Origin of the sequence: Colwellia echini, from assembly GCF_002843355.2 — a bacterium.
In the GTDB taxonomy this organism is placed as follows: domain Bacteria; phylum Pseudomonadota; class Gammaproteobacteria; order Enterobacterales; family Alteromonadaceae; genus Colwellia; species Colwellia echini.
The window spans coordinates 101,059-115,093 of record NZ_PJAI02000010.1; the positions used below are offsets into that span (position 1 = coordinate 101,059).

Genomic DNA, 14,035 nt, shown 5'->3' on the forward strand with positions numbered 1-14,035 from the left:
TTCATTTCTGATTTTGTGTCACTTGGAAATTTAATGCGGATGTAACACAAGTTAAGTTAGGCTTGTAAACTAGTTACTAATACTGAGCTTCTAACGTAAAAAACGGACAAAAAGCCCGTTTATATTTACGTTTTATCACAAGGATAAAGTTTAATTGTTAGCGTTTATTCAGCACGAGCAATGCGACTTAAACGATCAAACTCTCGTATTTTACTCACATAATGCTGTTCGGTTTGTTTGGTCATCACGTTACGCTTATCATCGAGTAATTGACCATTAAATTCTTGTGCCAATTGTTTCGCCGCACTTAACATTTGCTCGAACACCGCAAAAGAATCTCCTGCATTAGGTAATGTCATAAATAAACTTACCCCTTGCGTTGCAAACGTCTCCATGGTGTCTAAATCAAACGAGCCTGGGTTCATAATATTGGCCAAGCTAAATGTCACTTTACCATTACCAGCGCTGTCTTGATGACGATGAAAAATATTCATTTCACCATATCTTAAGCCAAGGGTCAGTAAGCTAGGTAGTAAAGCAGCGCCTAACATTTGCTGATTAGGCGGCATAACCACTGATAAAATAATGACTTGTGGCTCTAACTTCTCTTTAGGTTCTGCCGCTTTAGGAGCTCTCGTTTTAGGTACGTTTTCTTTAGACGTTAATGGTTTAATCGGTTTTACATTTGGTTGATTTTCAAAATCAATTTCCATCTGCTCACGTTTCAACTCAGCTCTGGTTGGATTTTTAGTCTCTTTATTAATCGGTGCGCGCTCAGGTTTAGCACGTGACACTGGTTGCTCGTATAATGGTTTAGTGTTGATTGGCGCTTTCTTAATCGGCTTTTCTTGCTCTGGCTCTATCATATTTGCTTTTGGCGATTGAGAAGATGATGGATGAGTTGGGGTTAGCTCATCCCCTAATTCATCTTTAGTAAATTGGTTATGAGTAGACTTCTCAACAGGCTTGTCTATTGAGGCTGATTGATATTTTGGTTGAGATTGCTGTCGAGCGTCTGAATTTATTACAGGTGTTGGCGATTCAATATCAACACTGTTTAGCTCCTCGGTAAACCAATTATCTTCTATGCTACTGTCTAAAACAGACATAGGCTGATTGTCATGCATAGTTTGGTAAGCATTGATTTCCTGAGAATCATCAAATGCTTTATCCGTTGTTGGCGCAAGCATATCAGGTTGACGCAATATCTGGCTTTGTCCTAATTGATGTCGAGCGGTTTTGTGCCCTGAAAATTTAGTCTTGCTCAGACCTGGTGCCGGCATGTTCTCATTCTTACTGACCTTAACTTGGCTAACGCCATCTTGATCAAAACCTGTTCGATCAAAGTCCCGAGTGATAGGTTCGACTTTATGTTTCGATGTTTTTAATTTATAAGGATTTTTTTGCTTTCGAATTGTCCAAACACCATGAACAAATATTGCGGTAATGACAATAGCACTAATTATAATTAAAACGTTTCTAAAGTTATCTTCCATTTTCGAGCCTATCTACTCTCTTAATTACGATTATTCACGCGATTATTATCGCTATATATTAACAAGAAACTTTAGCAGATAATTACGTCATTTGTAACAAGTTAATGCTGTAAATGTGCGAAAGAAGCTTTTATACTCACTTGATGATTATCAGTCACTTAGGATTACTTTACTTACATGTCTTCAACTCCCCCTACAACTAAAAAAATAGTAATTGATCACAGTGGTGCCAGCTACTTTTTAAAAGGCTTTAGCTTAATAAGAGAAAAAGGTGTTCGTCGCTTTGTTTTCATCCCTTTATTAATCAATATACTTTTGTTTGGTTATGCTTTTTATTATGTTTATTTAGAGTTAAGTAATTATATTGGCAGCCTTATGTCATGGCTACCAAGTTGGTTAAATTGGTTAAGTGTCATTATTTGGCCTTTAGCCGTGCTTACAGTATTAGTAATTTTTTCTTTTATTTTTAGTACCGTTGCTAATTGGTTAGCGGCGCCGTTTAATGGCTTATTGTCAGAAAAAATGGAAGCTATTTTACACGGAAAACCAGTACCTGATGGTGAGATGCTCGACATTGTGAAAGACATTCCTCGAACATTGAGTAGAGAATTACAAAAGTTGATATATTATCTACCACGCGCTATCGGGTTTTTCATTCTATTGTGGGTATTACCTGTTGTAGGACAAATCATTTGGTTTCTATTTGTCGCTTGGATGATGGCTGTTCAATATAAAGATTATCCTTTTGATAACCACAAGATTCCCTTTGCTCAAATGAAACAACTATTAAAACAAAACCAAAGCTTGAGTTATAGTTTTGGAATAACGGTTGCTGTGTTTTCTATGATCCCCATTGTAAACTTACTTGTGATGCCCGTTGCCATTTGCGGTGCGACTGCATTATGGGTCGATTATTATCAAGAAAAGGTATAAATAAGGCTGTTGAATAACTTTGTTTACCCTGAGTACAGATTAAATAATAAAACAGCTTAACGATCTAGCTATAGAGTTTTTTATGTTAATTCTGATGCGGTTATCGCGTTAGTGTAAAAAATCGTATATATTTAAAAGATATAAAAAATATAAACTGAATGGAAGTAATTTAAATGAAAGTAAAACAAGCTATTAAGCATTTGACCTTACTTAGTATATTAACAATTGGTATAACGGCTTGTTCTACGACGCCAGAGCCCAAACCTGTTGTTGAAAAAGTAATTGTTGAAGAGCCTGTGATTGTTGAGGAAGAAGAAACTGTAGTTAACACGGTAATAAATAATGGGGTTATTAACATTCCAGTAATGAGGTATGCCCAAATATTTGCCGAGTATAGCGACAGTTTACCTGCTGTTTTAAATTATTTTACTAATGCGTCTAAAGAACAAATTATCGATTTTTATCAACAAGCTTTCGGTGAGCCATACTCACAAGAAGTTAAACGTGAACGATTAACTCTTAAATATAAACAAGGCGATGAATTAATGCGCGTGGTTATCTCACAACAAAATAATAAACGTCAAGTTGATGTTATTGTTGAAAGTAATAGCGGAAATAATACAACCGTAAATTAACTGTTACTAAGCTGCGTTATTATTTAATACTTAATATAAAAAGGGTTCAATGTAAAAACATTGAACCCTTTTTATATGTCTTGAGTTACCATGCCATAATTTATATGACGAAATAACGAGAAATTTTCAAGATCATATTTACAATTAATAGCCGTGCAATTAAATAACTAGGCTATTTTCGCTAGAAGAAATGACCAAAAAAAGCATTCCTTTTTATAACTAACATAATCTCGGTGTAATAAAATTGAGTTGGTTAATTAACCTGAACTCGGGTTGAGTAATATTTATAACCTAATAACATCAATTAGTTATTATCATACTTCTACAATAGTTTTAATTATTCGTTGTTCAAGGTGAGAAAACGAAGCCAATAACAGGTTATTTGGATTTTTCACAACGCAGCTAATATATGTGACTACGCATAATTAGAGCTGTTGTAGTATTATGCTTATCCCTAATTCAGATTAGTTACTTATTAATAAGTAACTAATAACTCCCTTGTTTTATGGCTTTTGCATTTGAATAACTACGCGGCGGTTTTTAGCTCGCCCTAGGGTACTATCATTAGATGATATATGGCGTTTTTCACCATGCCCCTTGGCTTCTATACGACTGACTTCAATACCATTTTGCACAAAGTAGTCTCTAATTTTTGCAGCACGACGCTCAGATAATTGTTGGTTGGACCAACGTCCGCCATAGCTGTCTGAGTAGGCATCCACTAAAACCAATTCCAATTCAGGATCTAAGCTTAAATACTCACGGATCATTTCCATTCGTCTTTGTGAGGCTTTGGTAAACTTATCACTACTAGATTGATAGTTAAGAACGGTATATGAAATATCTTCAAAGCTGTAATCTAGTAAATTACCCACACAGCTTACAAAGGCGATATAAGCTTTTTTAAAGCGAGCTGTTGATAATCCAACCGATATTTTATCGGTTTCACTATACCAGTCATTATAATAAAACGTTGGACTCATGCCCTGCTCTAATTCATTTAACATAGTCCAAGCCACTTTTTTAGGTAAGCTAGGGTTAAATTGTTTTTGTAATTTCATATTGGCTAATGTACGAGAGCCAACACCAGGTTGCCAACTTGGTGCAACGCTACGTACTTCAGCTAACGAATAGTTATCTGGTAAACGTAACATGTCTAATTCAAATTCCATATTCAGATCACGACTGGCTTTAGCAGAAAATCGCGCTTCTCCATAACGAGGAATTTGATGAGATAAAGTGCATTGTAAACGAGAAGCGTTAGATAATTGCCATTGCGATGTTTGGATGTCTGCACTGTATTGACGAATACCCGCGTGCGCGTTACCAATAAGCAAACTAAGGCTTATGCAAGTTACGGCAATAAAATAAGTACTTGTTGATACAATTATTTTTTTCATAATTTGACACATTATCAATGGCTGTAACAAAATAAAGTACTTATAACGGGTACTTTATTTGTTTAGGATATATAGGTTATCGCCCTAAACTAGATTAACTTTAGCATTTTATCTATGAAATATCGATTTAGATAGCAAATAAATAGACTTAATACGTTAATAATAACCTCCAGTATCGTTTTTAAATTCAGTTTCTGCGATAATCATTTTATTATTTAACACAGTAACTACTTAGTGACCAATGTCTGAATCAAGCCAAATTGTTAGCAAACCAAACTCACCATCCACTCAAGAATCAGTAAAAAGTTCATTCGCCCAACGTTTTCGAGGTTATTTCCCTGTTGTTATTGACGTTGAAACCGCAGGTTTTAATGCACAAACTGATGCCTTACTTGAATTAGCAGCTTCAGTATTACACCTAAATGAAGAAACGGGTGATTTTTCAATTGATGAAACAATACAATTTAACATTGAGCCTTTTGAAGGTGCTAACTTAGAGCCTAAAGCGTTAGAGTTTACAGGGATTGATCCAACTAACCCATTGCGTGGTGCAGTTGATGAAGATGAAGCACTGAAAGCACTTTTTAAACTAGTTAGAAAAAAAATGAAAGCCGCAGGTTGTCAACGCGCAATTATCGTTGCGCATAATGCTGCTTTTGATTTGGGTTTTTTAAATGCAGCAACACTGCGTTGTAATATTAAACGTAGTCCGTTTCATAGTTTTGTTAGCTTTGATACTACTACACTCTCTGGCCTTGCTTTAGGGCAAACAGTTTTAGCTAAAGCCTGTGTTGCCGCTAATATAGATTTTAACAACAGTGAGGCTCATACCGCATTGTATGACACTGAAAAAACTGCTGAGTTATTTTGTTATATTGTTAATAAGTGGCGTGCATTAGGTGGTTGGCCATTAGCTGATATCGATAATGAAGTTTAAAGTTATGGTTATGGTTTAAAGCTAAACATAATTTTAACTCAACGGTTTATGCGCACTAGATTACAGGCATAAAAAAACCGCGAAAGCGGTTTTTTGTTTATATAGCTCTTCACAATCTGAATAATTAACACCTCGGTTAATTATTCAATTCAGCAAAAATTATAATTTATCGGCATTATCAGAAAGGTAAGAAGCAACGCCTTCTGGAGAAGCAGTCATACCTTTATCGCCTTTATTCCAACCTGCTGGACAAACTTCGCCGTGGTCTTGGTGGAATTGTAATGCGTCAACCATACGTAACATTTCATCTACGTCACGACCTAATGGTAAATCGTTAATTACTTGGTGACGTACGTTACCTTCTTCATCAATTAAGAATGAACCACGAAATGCAACGCCAGCTTCTGGATGCTCAACATCGTATGCTTGACAAATAGTGTGCTTAGTATCAGCAACTAAAGTGTATTGTACTGGACCAATACCACCTTGGTTTACTGGAGTGTTACGCCATGCGTTATGTGAGAATTGTGAATCGATTGAAACACCGATAACTTCAACGCCACGGCTTTTGAATTCTTCCATGCGGTGATCAAAAGCTAAAAGCTCAGATGGACAAACAAATGTAAAATCTAATGGGTAGAAAAATACTACGGCTTTTTTACCTTTGATTGCTTCGCTTAATGTAAAGCTATCTACAATTTCACCGCTACCTAAAACTGCTGCTGCTGTGAAATCTGGTGCTGGACGACCTACTAATACGCTCATTTTATGCTCCGTTGTGTGTATAAAATTAATGCTCTAGGCCTTTAACAAAATTGTTCTTTATAAAGGCTTAGTGCTAAAAGTATTTAATAATAAATTAAATGTTCTGCCTACATACATAGTGACAGAACTATGAATATCAATTAATTAACTAAAATTTATTATTTGTTTGCTGAATTAACCTTCAGCTGCTGCGCTTTTTGCTGCTGCTTCTTTAATTAAGGTTTGTAACTCACCTTGTTGAAACATTTCCATGATAATGTCACAGCCACCTACTAATTCACCATCAACCCATAATTGCGGGAATGTCGGCCAGTCAGCGTATTTTGGTAATTCTGCACGAATATCTGGGTTTTGTAAAATATCAACATAAGCAAATTTTTCTTCACAAGAAATTAAGGCTTGCGATGCTTGTGATGAAAAACCACAACTAGGTAATTTAGGAGACCCTTTCATATATAGCAAGATTGTATTTTCGCTAATTTGTTCTTTAATGCGCTCAATTGTGTCCATAGTACCCTCTATTAATTTAATGCTTATTCTGTTCTTTATATATCGATACACTTACATATGGAGATGAAAAAAAATTTATCAACTCTTTTAAGTACTTTTCAGCTTGTTATCAGAAAAATATCAATATGGTTACCTATATAAGAAAAAGGAATAAGTATTATTATTTAAAATAGCCTACTCTAAAGTAGCTTAGCTATTGATTTTAAAATATATAGGCTTGATAATTAGCTGCGTAATACCAATATATAAATAATACTTGAGTATTTTACTCAAGTTTATATGAAAAAACATCAATTTTTGATTAAAAAATTACATCTAGGAGAGCATAATGTCCATTGAATTACCTGCATTACCGTACGCCCAAGACGCGTTAGAGCCACATATCTCAGCAGAAACATTGTCATTCCATTACGGCAAACATCACAACACTTACGTAGTAAAACTTAACGGTTTAATCGGCGGAACAGAATTTGAAAACAAAAGCTTAGAAGAAATTGTTAAAACGTCTTCTGCTGGCATTTTCAACAACGCGGCACAAATTTGGAATCATACTTTTTACTGGAACAGCTTAAGCCCTAACGGCGGCGGCGAGCCAACAGGTGATTTATTAGCCGCGATTAACGCTACATTTGGCTCTTTTGCTGAATTTAAAGCTAAATTTACTGACAGCGCAATCAACAACTTCGGCTCTAGCTGGACTTGGTTAGTTAAAAATGCTGATGGTAGCCTAGCTATTGTTAATACTTCAAATGCTGCTACACCATTAACTGATGAAGGTGTTACACCATTAATCACTGTTGATTTATGGGAACATGCTTACTACATTGATTACCGTAACCTACGTCCAGATTACCTTAACGGTTTTTGGGCATTAGCTAACTGGGATTTTGCTCAAGCAAACTTCAGCTAAGCTAAACGGCAGTTAAACTGCATTCATAAAAAAGCCGATTAATATACTAATGTGTTAATCGGCTTTTTTTATACTTTTTTATATTCTTTCTTAGAAAATACCATATAAAACAGGTATTATTTTATTGTTGACCAAGTACTTGTGCGGGATCAATTTTAGTTGCTCGCCATGCAGGATATAAGGTTGCAATAAAACTCATAATAAGTGCGGTAATAACCGTCGCGTAAACATCACTACTGTGTAAAACACTCGGTAGATAATTAACAAAATACACATCACCTGATAAAAAGGTAACTCCTAAAAAATCTTCTATCGTTCGCATTATATGGGTAAGATTTAATGCTAAATAAACACCACATCCAGCACCTAATAAACTACCCAGCACACCATTAACCAAACCTTGAGTAATAAACGCTAACATAATGGTGCTTGAACTAGCGCCCATGGTTTTTAAAATGGCTATATCGCCCTGCTTCTCATTAACCGCCATAATAAGTGTTGAAACAATATTAAAACTCGCGACACCGATAACTAGCACCAAAACAATAAACATCACCATTCTAACTAATTGAATATCATTAAATAAATGGCCTTGCTCACGAGTCCAGTTGTTAATGTACACATAATGATCAAAGCTATAAGCGACTTGCCGACCTATACTGGCGGCTGAAAAAACATCGTTAACCTTCAGTCGTATGGTTTGCGTTTGCTCAACGTTATATCCCATAACGTCATTCGCTAAGCTCAGAGGGATATACGCTAATGTTTCATCTATTGTACCGCCAAACTTAAAAATACCAGCTACTTCTACATGAGTAGTAATTGGCGAAGAAAAAACTTGTTTCACATCAACGCCACTTTGTGGTGGCGGTAGTAATAACTGTATTTTATCACCAAGACTAACATTAAGCTTTTTAGCTACACCACTACCGATAATGATACTATTTTGCAGCTTATTTCCTAAATTTAACGCTTGCCAGTCGCCGGCAACCATATAATCAGCAATACTCGATACTTTTTGTTCTAGCTTGGCATCTACGCCTCTAACTTCCACCGCTTTTAACTGCAAACCATGTTGTAACATACCCGTTAGTTTTACCACTGGCGCCGCAGCAATTACGTCATCATTAGCTTGAACTCTATCAAGTGCTTCCGGCCAATTTTGAATTGGTTCATTAACACTAACTAGTTCAACATGAGGTACAATCGACAACAATTTTTGTGATAGTTCACGCTCAAAGCCATTCATTGCGCTTAACACCACAATGAGCACCATAACCCCTAAGGCAATACCAAAGGTTGAAGAGGCTGAAATAAAAGCAGAAAAACCATTGCCGTGTCTACTGCGTACATAACGCCAACCTAAAAATAAACTAAGTGGTTTAAACATGTGCTTCACTATTTTTAATTGTAGGTAAATCAGTACTTGGCGAATGAGAAGTTAGCGTTTGTTCATCCTGGATATTCAATGGCACTAACTGTCCTTTTACTAATTTTACTTGTCTGTCCATACGATTCGCTAACACTAAATCATGAGTGACGATAACAAAACTAGTATTTACACTGTTATTTAAACTACGAATTAATTGATATATTTGCTCAGCAGTATCACTGTCTAAATTACCGGTTGGCTCATCAGCTAAAATAAGTGATGGCTTAGTTACTAGCGCACGAGCAATAGCTACTCGTTGTCGCTCGCCGCCAGATAATTGTGAAGGTCTATAGGTTACGCGATGTGACAAACCTACTTTTTCAAGCATCACTTTGGCTTCAGCTAAAGCAACTTTCGGTTTTTCACCTTTGATCATTAATGGCATCGCGACATTTTCTTGGGCGGTAAATTCCATCATTAAATGATGGAATTGATAAATAAAACCAATGTGTTGGTTTCTAAATTTGGCTCTTTCTTTATCGGATAATTGATGAATATCAATACCATTAATATGCACTTGACCTGATGTTGGTGTATCTAATGCTCCCGCCAAATGAAGAAAAGTACTTTTTCCACAACCAGAGCTGCCAACAACCGCAAGTAACTCCCCCTGCTCAACACTCAGTGCTAAGTTATTCAACACATGTGTTTCAATATCACCTTGTTTGTATGATTTTGACAACCCTGTGCATTCTAATACTTTACTCATTGATACTTTACTCATTAATTAAATACTTATTAATTTATCTATTAATTATTTTATCGGCTGTTATGGTCTTATTCATTTCGTAATACTTGTGCAGGTTCAGTTTTAGAGGCTTGATATGCAGGATAAAGCGTCGCTAAAAAGCTCATAGCAAGTGCTGAAACAATAATAGTAAGTACATCTGCCCACTGAAGGATTACCGGAAGTTTCTGTAAGCCCATGCCTAATAAGTGTATCCCTATCAACTGCATTATGTCGTTTAAATTGCTCGCCAATAACACGCCAATACCCCCGCCTAAACAAACACCCCATAAACCATTGATCATGCCTTGAGTAATAAATATTTTAACAATATCAACTCTGGCTAAACCTAAGGTTCGTAATATACCAATTTCAGCTTGTTTTTCGACCACTACCATAACTAATGCAGAAACAATATTAAAAGCAGCTACCGCTACAATTAAACTGAGCATTAACCACATCATGTTTTTTTCCATTTTTACCGCAGAGAACAACGCGCCTTGGCTTTCATCCCAAGTACTGAAAGTTATTGTAGAGGCGAGATTATTTTCCCCCTTGGCTGAATTACGAGTTGAAAACTGTTCTTCAAGTACTGATACTACAGGTTTAGCATTGAATGCATCATCAAGGTAAAGGCGTAACTTATCAATACCATCACCATTTCTTCTCAGTAACTTAGCAGCATAGTGGCTGTCGATATAAACCATCGCATCATCAACTTGTGAGCCAATATGAAAAACACCAACAATTGTGAAAACCCGCTGCACCGGAATTCGCCCCATTGGCGTAAATACACTTTTATTAGGAAGCACTAAGCGTACATCATCACCAAGCCGAACCTTTAACTTATTAGCTAGCGATTGGCCGATAACTAATGAATATGGCTGTACTTCTAGCGTATCTAAACGTCCTGAAACCATATGAGTATTGATGATATTTTCTTGCTCAAACTTAGGCATTATGCCCTGTACTAATACACCTTGCAGCGCGTTACTTGATTGGATCAAAGCTTCAGTTTCTAAAAAAGGAGATACATGCAATACATGTGGTTGATTTAGTAACGTCTCTCGCAACGCCGGCCAAGATTTAGTTACTGACTTATTATCTAAGTTGTTATCTAAGTTATTGTCTGAGTTAGTTACTAAGTTATGCTTTTGTTCTATGACGTTATTATTAGGTTGACTATTATACTGATTGCCAATGTCACTAACTATTACGTGAGGAATGATTCCTAAAATACGCTTTTTTAATTCGCCTTCAAAACCATTCATCACCGAAACGACAGTTATGAGTGATGCAACGCCCAGTAAAATTCCTACTGTGGAGAAGAATGTTATAAAAGAAACAAAGCCCGTTGAGCTTTTACTACGGCTATAGCGTAGCCCGATGAAGATACTAATAGGTTGAAACATTGAGGTATTATTATTTTATCTGGTACTATTTTAGAATGTTCTGTAGCATAACACAGTCATTAAAATTGTCTGAGGTAAATAGCATAGAGATATTTATAATGCCACTTCCCTGCAATGATTTAATAAATAGGTAACGCCATGAACGAACTTTCTCTTGCTCAAAAGACCGCTCAATTTGATGAGTTTTTTGCTATTACACATAATTTTTCAGTTAATATCACCCCTATTGATAATAGTGAGACAATTGATTTTGAAAAATTCATGGAAAGTATCCCAGCGCCATTTAAGTTAGCCACCGAAATGAGTAGTATTGATCAATCAGCGTTACGTTCAATCCAAAATTTAGGTAATAGTGCCGCACAACTGGTTAGTTTTTTAAATCAGCAATCTCAAAAAATTGATTTACTGATTAGTTATATACTAAGCCAACAAGATGACAAACAACACCGATTCAGTGGTTTACAATTTGGTGGTGGCGGTATTAAATTTATCGCCGAAAAAGCTTTTGATATTGGCCAGCTTGTTGAACTTAAAATTTTTCTACTAGAGCATAACTGTGCAATATATTGTTATGGTGAGATCATTGAAGTAGAGGCTGAAACGGTTAATGAAAAAACAACCCACAAAGTTACTTTTCATTTTATTCGAGAAGAAGATAGAGAAACGCTTGTAAGGGCAAGTCTGCATGAGCAATCTAAACAACTTCAAAAACTCGCTAAGCTGCGCAACCAAAAAAATGAATCTGAAGGATAATTCACTCACATGTCTTTAATCAGCATAATCATTATCATCCTCGTCATTGGCTCTATAATTGGTGGTATTTATTTATTAAAAAAGTCAGCCCAAAAATTTGATTTAAGCGCCGAACAATTAGCGCTTATTAAAAAACGTAATGAAGCATTAGATAAGGCACAACAAAAAGAAGATTAACACGTTGTCTTATTTCAGCCTCAAATTACTTAAGTTGCTATAATACAAATAATTACTTTTACTTAGCCGTTTTCATAACATAAAATACATGCAAATTTGACTAACCTGAGTGACTAAAACCTATGAATACAATTCAACACCTATTTGATAACAACCAACAATGGGCGGATAAAATCACTCAAGAAGATCCTAACTTTTTTCAAAATTTATCAGAGCAACAAACACCTAAATATTTATGGATAGGCTGTTCAGACTCTCGCGTACCTGCCAATGCTTTACTTAACTTAGATCCGGGTGAAGTTTTTGTTCACCGTAATATTGCTAATCAAGTAATACACACCGATTTAAACTGTTTATCAGTTATCCAGTATGCGGTAGATGTATTAAAAGTTGAACATATTATTGTTTGTGGTCATTACGGATGTGGTGGTATTGGTGCAGCCCTTGATGATAAAAGTTATGGCTTAATAGATAACTGGTTGCGTCACATCGAAGATGTTTATCGCTTAAACCAAGAACAAATGGATAAAGTTACCGATGAAAAAGATCGTATTAACTTGTTATGTGAGCTTAATGTTATAGAACAAGTTGCTAATATCTGTAACACCATGACACTAGTTAATGCTTGGCAAAGAGAACAAGATATTACCGTACACGGTGTTGTATATAATTTACAAGATGGTATTTTGAAGGATTTAAACGTTTCGGCTAATTGTCGTAAAAGTTACTTTAAAAAATCGACCACCTAATACCTCGCTAGCTAAACTTAAAAAATTGTCGTAAAAGTTATTTTAAAAAATCGACCACCTAATACCTCGCTAGCTAAACTTAAAATAAACTAATAAAAAAGCCAATAACTTTACTGTTTATTGGCTTTTTTATTATTTAACCTGAGTTCGGGATAATTAAGGTTGTTGTCGCATTTTGCTTATCCCGAACTCAGGTTATTTACCATAACTTATCTATTACTAAGCCAATTAATAACAAATGAATTAAAAAATTGGTCAAAATTCAAGGAAGTGAATACGTTAAAATGGAGTTATTGATCTTCCATTAACTCTTTAAGTACATCACTTTTTAATTCGGCCCATAATTTCGCTGATTCAATACCATGTCGGCGAACAGTCAAAATAGCTTCATCAAACTTATTTTCTTGCGCTAATTCAATAAGTGCTTGATAAAAATCTCGAGAGATTTCTCTACCTTTAGGATGAGCAAAGTATAAGTTACCAACACGTGAGTACAAGCCACTCAAACCATTTAAAATTAAAGAGTAAATAGGATTATCTGAAACTACAACCAGCGCTTTATTTAATTGGTAATCAAAGCGGCTAAATGCTTCGCCTGTATCTTCAATATCAAGATAAGCTTGTATTTCTTCAATCGCTTTTTGTGGGTCATTCTTTAATGCTGCGCGGATATAAATAGCACTAATATTTGTTCGTGCTGATAATAGATTATCTACTAAATCGGGAATACCTTCTTGATCTAACTGCACTAAGGTTTCTAGAATATTTAAACTAGAGGTTTCCCAGAAGTTATTAACCCGTGTTGGCTTGCCATGCTTAATAGTTAACCAACCGTCTCTCGCTAGCCGTTGTAATACTTCTCTAAGCGTTGTTCTGGTCACACCGATAAGCTCTGATAATTCACGCTCGGCTGGTAATATAGAACCAGGAGGAAAACCACCATTCCAAATGGACTCAACTATATATTGCTCTGCAAAACCGGCTGGGCTCTTCGCTTTTATGACCATCGAAAATAGTTACCTGATAATTATGTACATGAAAAGAATAATCTGAGTAACTGATTCTACCAGAAGTATAACGATGCACAAGCGAGATAATATTGCTTATCCAGTTTTCAGATTTAAAACAACAGAACCAGTTAACACCAAAATTACATATTTATAATAAAATAGCCCACTATTTATATTCACAACAATACA

The 14,035-nt window shown here is 35.6% G+C and carries 15 protein-coding genes; 7 read left to right on the forward strand and 8 right to left on the reverse strand.

What is annotated here, in order from left to right; translation table 11 throughout:
- Positions 1-164: 164 nt before the first annotated feature.
- A complete protein-coding gene (zipA, locus tag CWS31_RS10375; RefSeq protein WP_101345011.1) occupies positions 165-1,496 on the reverse strand; it encodes a cell division protein ZipA in 1,332 nt (443 codons plus the stop codon).
- A 177-nt stretch (positions 1,497-1,673) separates the two neighbouring features.
- Between zipA and cysZ the strand changes: the two genes are divergently transcribed.
- Both cysZ and CWS31_RS10385 read left to right on the forward strand, forming a co-directional pair.
- The gene (gene cysZ / locus CWS31_RS10380; protein WP_101345012.1) at positions 1,674-2,429 is read left to right on the forward strand and encodes a sulfate transporter CysZ; all 756 of its coding nucleotides are present in this window, start codon (positions 1,674-1,676) and stop codon (positions 2,427-2,429) included.
- Positions 2,430-2,602: 173 nt separating this feature from the next.
- Positions 2,603-3,064: a hypothetical protein gene (locus CWS31_RS10385; RefSeq protein ID WP_101345013.1), complete on the forward strand. Its 462-nt coding sequence runs from the start codon at positions 2,603-2,605 to the stop codon at positions 3,062-3,064.
- A gap of 503 nt (positions 3,065-3,567) precedes the next feature.
- Here the strand turns inward: CWS31_RS10385 and CWS31_RS10390 are convergent.
- Positions 3,568-4,464: a flagellar protein MotY gene (locus CWS31_RS10390; protein WP_101345261.1), complete on the reverse strand. Its 897-nt coding sequence runs from the start codon at positions 4,462-4,464 to the stop codon at positions 3,568-3,570.
- Positions 4,465-4,705: 241 nt separating this feature from the next.
- Here CWS31_RS10390 and rnt point away from each other — a divergent pair, with 241 nt between their 5' ends.
- Positions 4,706-5,401 carry a ribonuclease T gene (gene rnt, locus CWS31_RS10395; protein WP_101345014.1) on the forward strand — a complete coding sequence of 232 codons (696 nt, stop codon included), beginning with the start codon at positions 4,706-4,708 and terminating at the stop codon, positions 5,399-5,401.
- 159 nt (positions 5,402-5,560) lie between these two features.
- On the opposite strand, the gene CWS31_RS10400 is transcribed toward rnt, so the two are convergent.
- Together CWS31_RS10400 and CWS31_RS10405 are read right to left on the reverse strand one after the other, a co-directional pair.
- Positions 5,561-6,166 (reverse strand): peroxiredoxin, encoded by a 606-nt coding sequence (locus CWS31_RS10400; RefSeq protein ID WP_101345015.1) that lies wholly within the window; start codon positions 6,164-6,166, stop codon positions 5,561-5,563.
- A 174-nt stretch (positions 6,167-6,340) separates the two neighbouring features.
- Positions 6,341-6,676, reverse strand: coding sequence for a Grx4 family monothiol glutaredoxin (locus tag CWS31_RS10405; RefSeq protein ID WP_101345016.1), 336 nt, complete (start codon positions 6,674-6,676; stop codon positions 6,341-6,343).
- Between the two features lie 328 nt (positions 6,677-7,004).
- Here CWS31_RS10405 and sodB point away from each other — a divergent pair, with 328 nt between their 5' ends.
- On the forward strand, positions 7,005-7,586 hold the full coding sequence (gene sodB / locus CWS31_RS10410) for a superoxide dismutase [Fe] (protein WP_101345017.1): 582 nt from the start codon (positions 7,005-7,007) through the stop codon (positions 7,584-7,586).
- Positions 7,587-7,707: 121 nt separating this feature from the next.
- Here the strand turns inward: sodB and lolE are convergent, their stop codons facing one another.
- The 3 genes from lolE to CWS31_RS10425 all read right to left on the reverse strand — a co-directional run bounded on the left by lolE (position 7,708) and on the right by CWS31_RS10425 (position 11,157).
- Entirely contained in the window at positions 7,708-8,976 is a 1,269-nt protein-coding gene (gene lolE / locus CWS31_RS10415; RefSeq protein ID WP_101345018.1) for a lipoprotein-releasing ABC transporter permease subunit LolE, read from the reverse strand.
- Complete coding sequence (gene lolD / locus CWS31_RS10420) at positions 8,969-9,727, reverse strand: lipoprotein-releasing ABC transporter ATP-binding protein LolD (RefSeq protein WP_101345262.1); 759 nt, start codon at positions 9,725-9,727, stop codon at positions 8,969-8,971. Before lolD ends, lolE begins: the two co-directional genes overlap by 8 nt.
- A gap of 68 nt (positions 9,728-9,795) precedes the next feature.
- Positions 9,796-11,157 (reverse strand): ABC transporter permease, encoded by a 1,362-nt coding sequence (locus CWS31_RS10425; RefSeq protein WP_101345019.1) that lies wholly within the window; start codon positions 11,155-11,157, stop codon positions 9,796-9,798.
- A 138-nt stretch (positions 11,158-11,295) separates the two neighbouring features.
- Here CWS31_RS10425 and CWS31_RS10430 point away from each other — a divergent pair, with 138 nt between their 5' ends.
- From CWS31_RS10430 to can, 3 genes are all read left to right on the forward strand, one after another.
- Positions 11,296-11,910: a PilZ domain-containing protein gene (locus CWS31_RS10430; RefSeq protein ID WP_101345020.1), complete on the forward strand. Its 615-nt coding sequence runs from the start codon at positions 11,296-11,298 to the stop codon at positions 11,908-11,910.
- Between the two features lie 9 nt (positions 11,911-11,919).
- Positions 11,920-12,087: a DUF2897 family protein gene (locus CWS31_RS10435; protein WP_101345021.1), complete on the forward strand. Its 168-nt coding sequence runs from the start codon at positions 11,920-11,922 to the stop codon at positions 12,085-12,087.
- 122 nt (positions 12,088-12,209) lie between these two features.
- Positions 12,210-12,836, forward strand: a complete 627-nt coding sequence (can, locus tag CWS31_RS10440; protein ID WP_101345022.1) for a carbonate dehydratase — start codon at positions 12,210-12,212, stop codon at positions 12,834-12,836.
- A 290-nt stretch (positions 12,837-13,126) separates the two neighbouring features.
- Here the strand turns inward: can and fadR are convergent, their stop codons facing one another.
- Positions 13,127-13,843, reverse strand: a complete 717-nt coding sequence (fadR, locus tag CWS31_RS10445) for a fatty acid metabolism transcriptional regulator FadR (protein WP_101345023.1) — start codon at positions 13,841-13,843, stop codon at positions 13,127-13,129.
- Between the last annotated feature and the right edge of the window lie 192 nt (positions 13,844-14,035).

Coding starts and splice junctions, on each gene's coding strand:
- zipA (WP_101345011.1), bottom strand. CDS start 1,496: ATGGAAGATAACTTTAGAAACGTTTTAATTATAATTAGTGCTATTGTC.
- cysZ (WP_101345012.1), top strand. CDS start 1,674: ATGTCTTCAACTCCCCCTACAACTAAAAAAATAGTAATTGATCACAGT.
- CWS31_RS10385 (WP_101345013.1), top strand. CDS start 2,603: ATGAAAGTAAAACAAGCTATTAAGCATTTGACCTTACTTAGTATATTA.
- CWS31_RS10390 (WP_101345261.1), bottom strand. CDS start 4,464: ATGAAAAAAATAATTGTATCAACAAGTACTTATTTTATTGCCGTAACT.
- rnt (WP_101345014.1), top strand. CDS start 4,706: ATGTCTGAATCAAGCCAAATTGTTAGCAAACCAAACTCACCATCCACT.
- CWS31_RS10400 (WP_101345015.1), bottom strand. CDS start 6,166: ATGAGCGTATTAGTAGGTCGTCCAGCACCAGATTTCACAGCAGCAGCA.
- CWS31_RS10405 (WP_101345016.1), bottom strand. CDS start 6,676: ATGGACACAATTGAGCGCATTAAAGAACAAATTAGCGAAAATACAATC.
- sodB (WP_101345017.1), top strand. CDS start 7,005: ATGTCCATTGAATTACCTGCATTACCGTACGCCCAAGACGCGTTAGAG.
- lolE (WP_101345018.1), bottom strand. CDS start 8,976: ATGTTTAAACCACTTAGTTTATTTTTAGGTTGGCGTTATGTACGCAGT.
- lolD (WP_101345262.1), bottom strand. CDS start 9,727: ATGAGTAAAGTATTAGAATGCACAGGGTTGTCAAAATCATACAAACAA.
- CWS31_RS10425 (WP_101345019.1), bottom strand. CDS start 11,157: ATGTTTCAACCTATTAGTATCTTCATCGGGCTACGCTATAGCCGTAGT.
- CWS31_RS10430 (WP_101345020.1), top strand. CDS start 11,296: ATGAACGAACTTTCTCTTGCTCAAAAGACCGCTCAATTTGATGAGTTT.
- CWS31_RS10435 (WP_101345021.1), top strand. CDS start 11,920: ATGTCTTTAATCAGCATAATCATTATCATCCTCGTCATTGGCTCTATA.
- can (WP_101345022.1), top strand. CDS start 12,210: ATGAATACAATTCAACACCTATTTGATAACAACCAACAATGGGCGGAT.
- fadR (WP_101345023.1), bottom strand. CDS start 13,843: ATGGTCATAAAAGCGAAGAGCCCAGCCGGTTTTGCAGAGCAATATATA.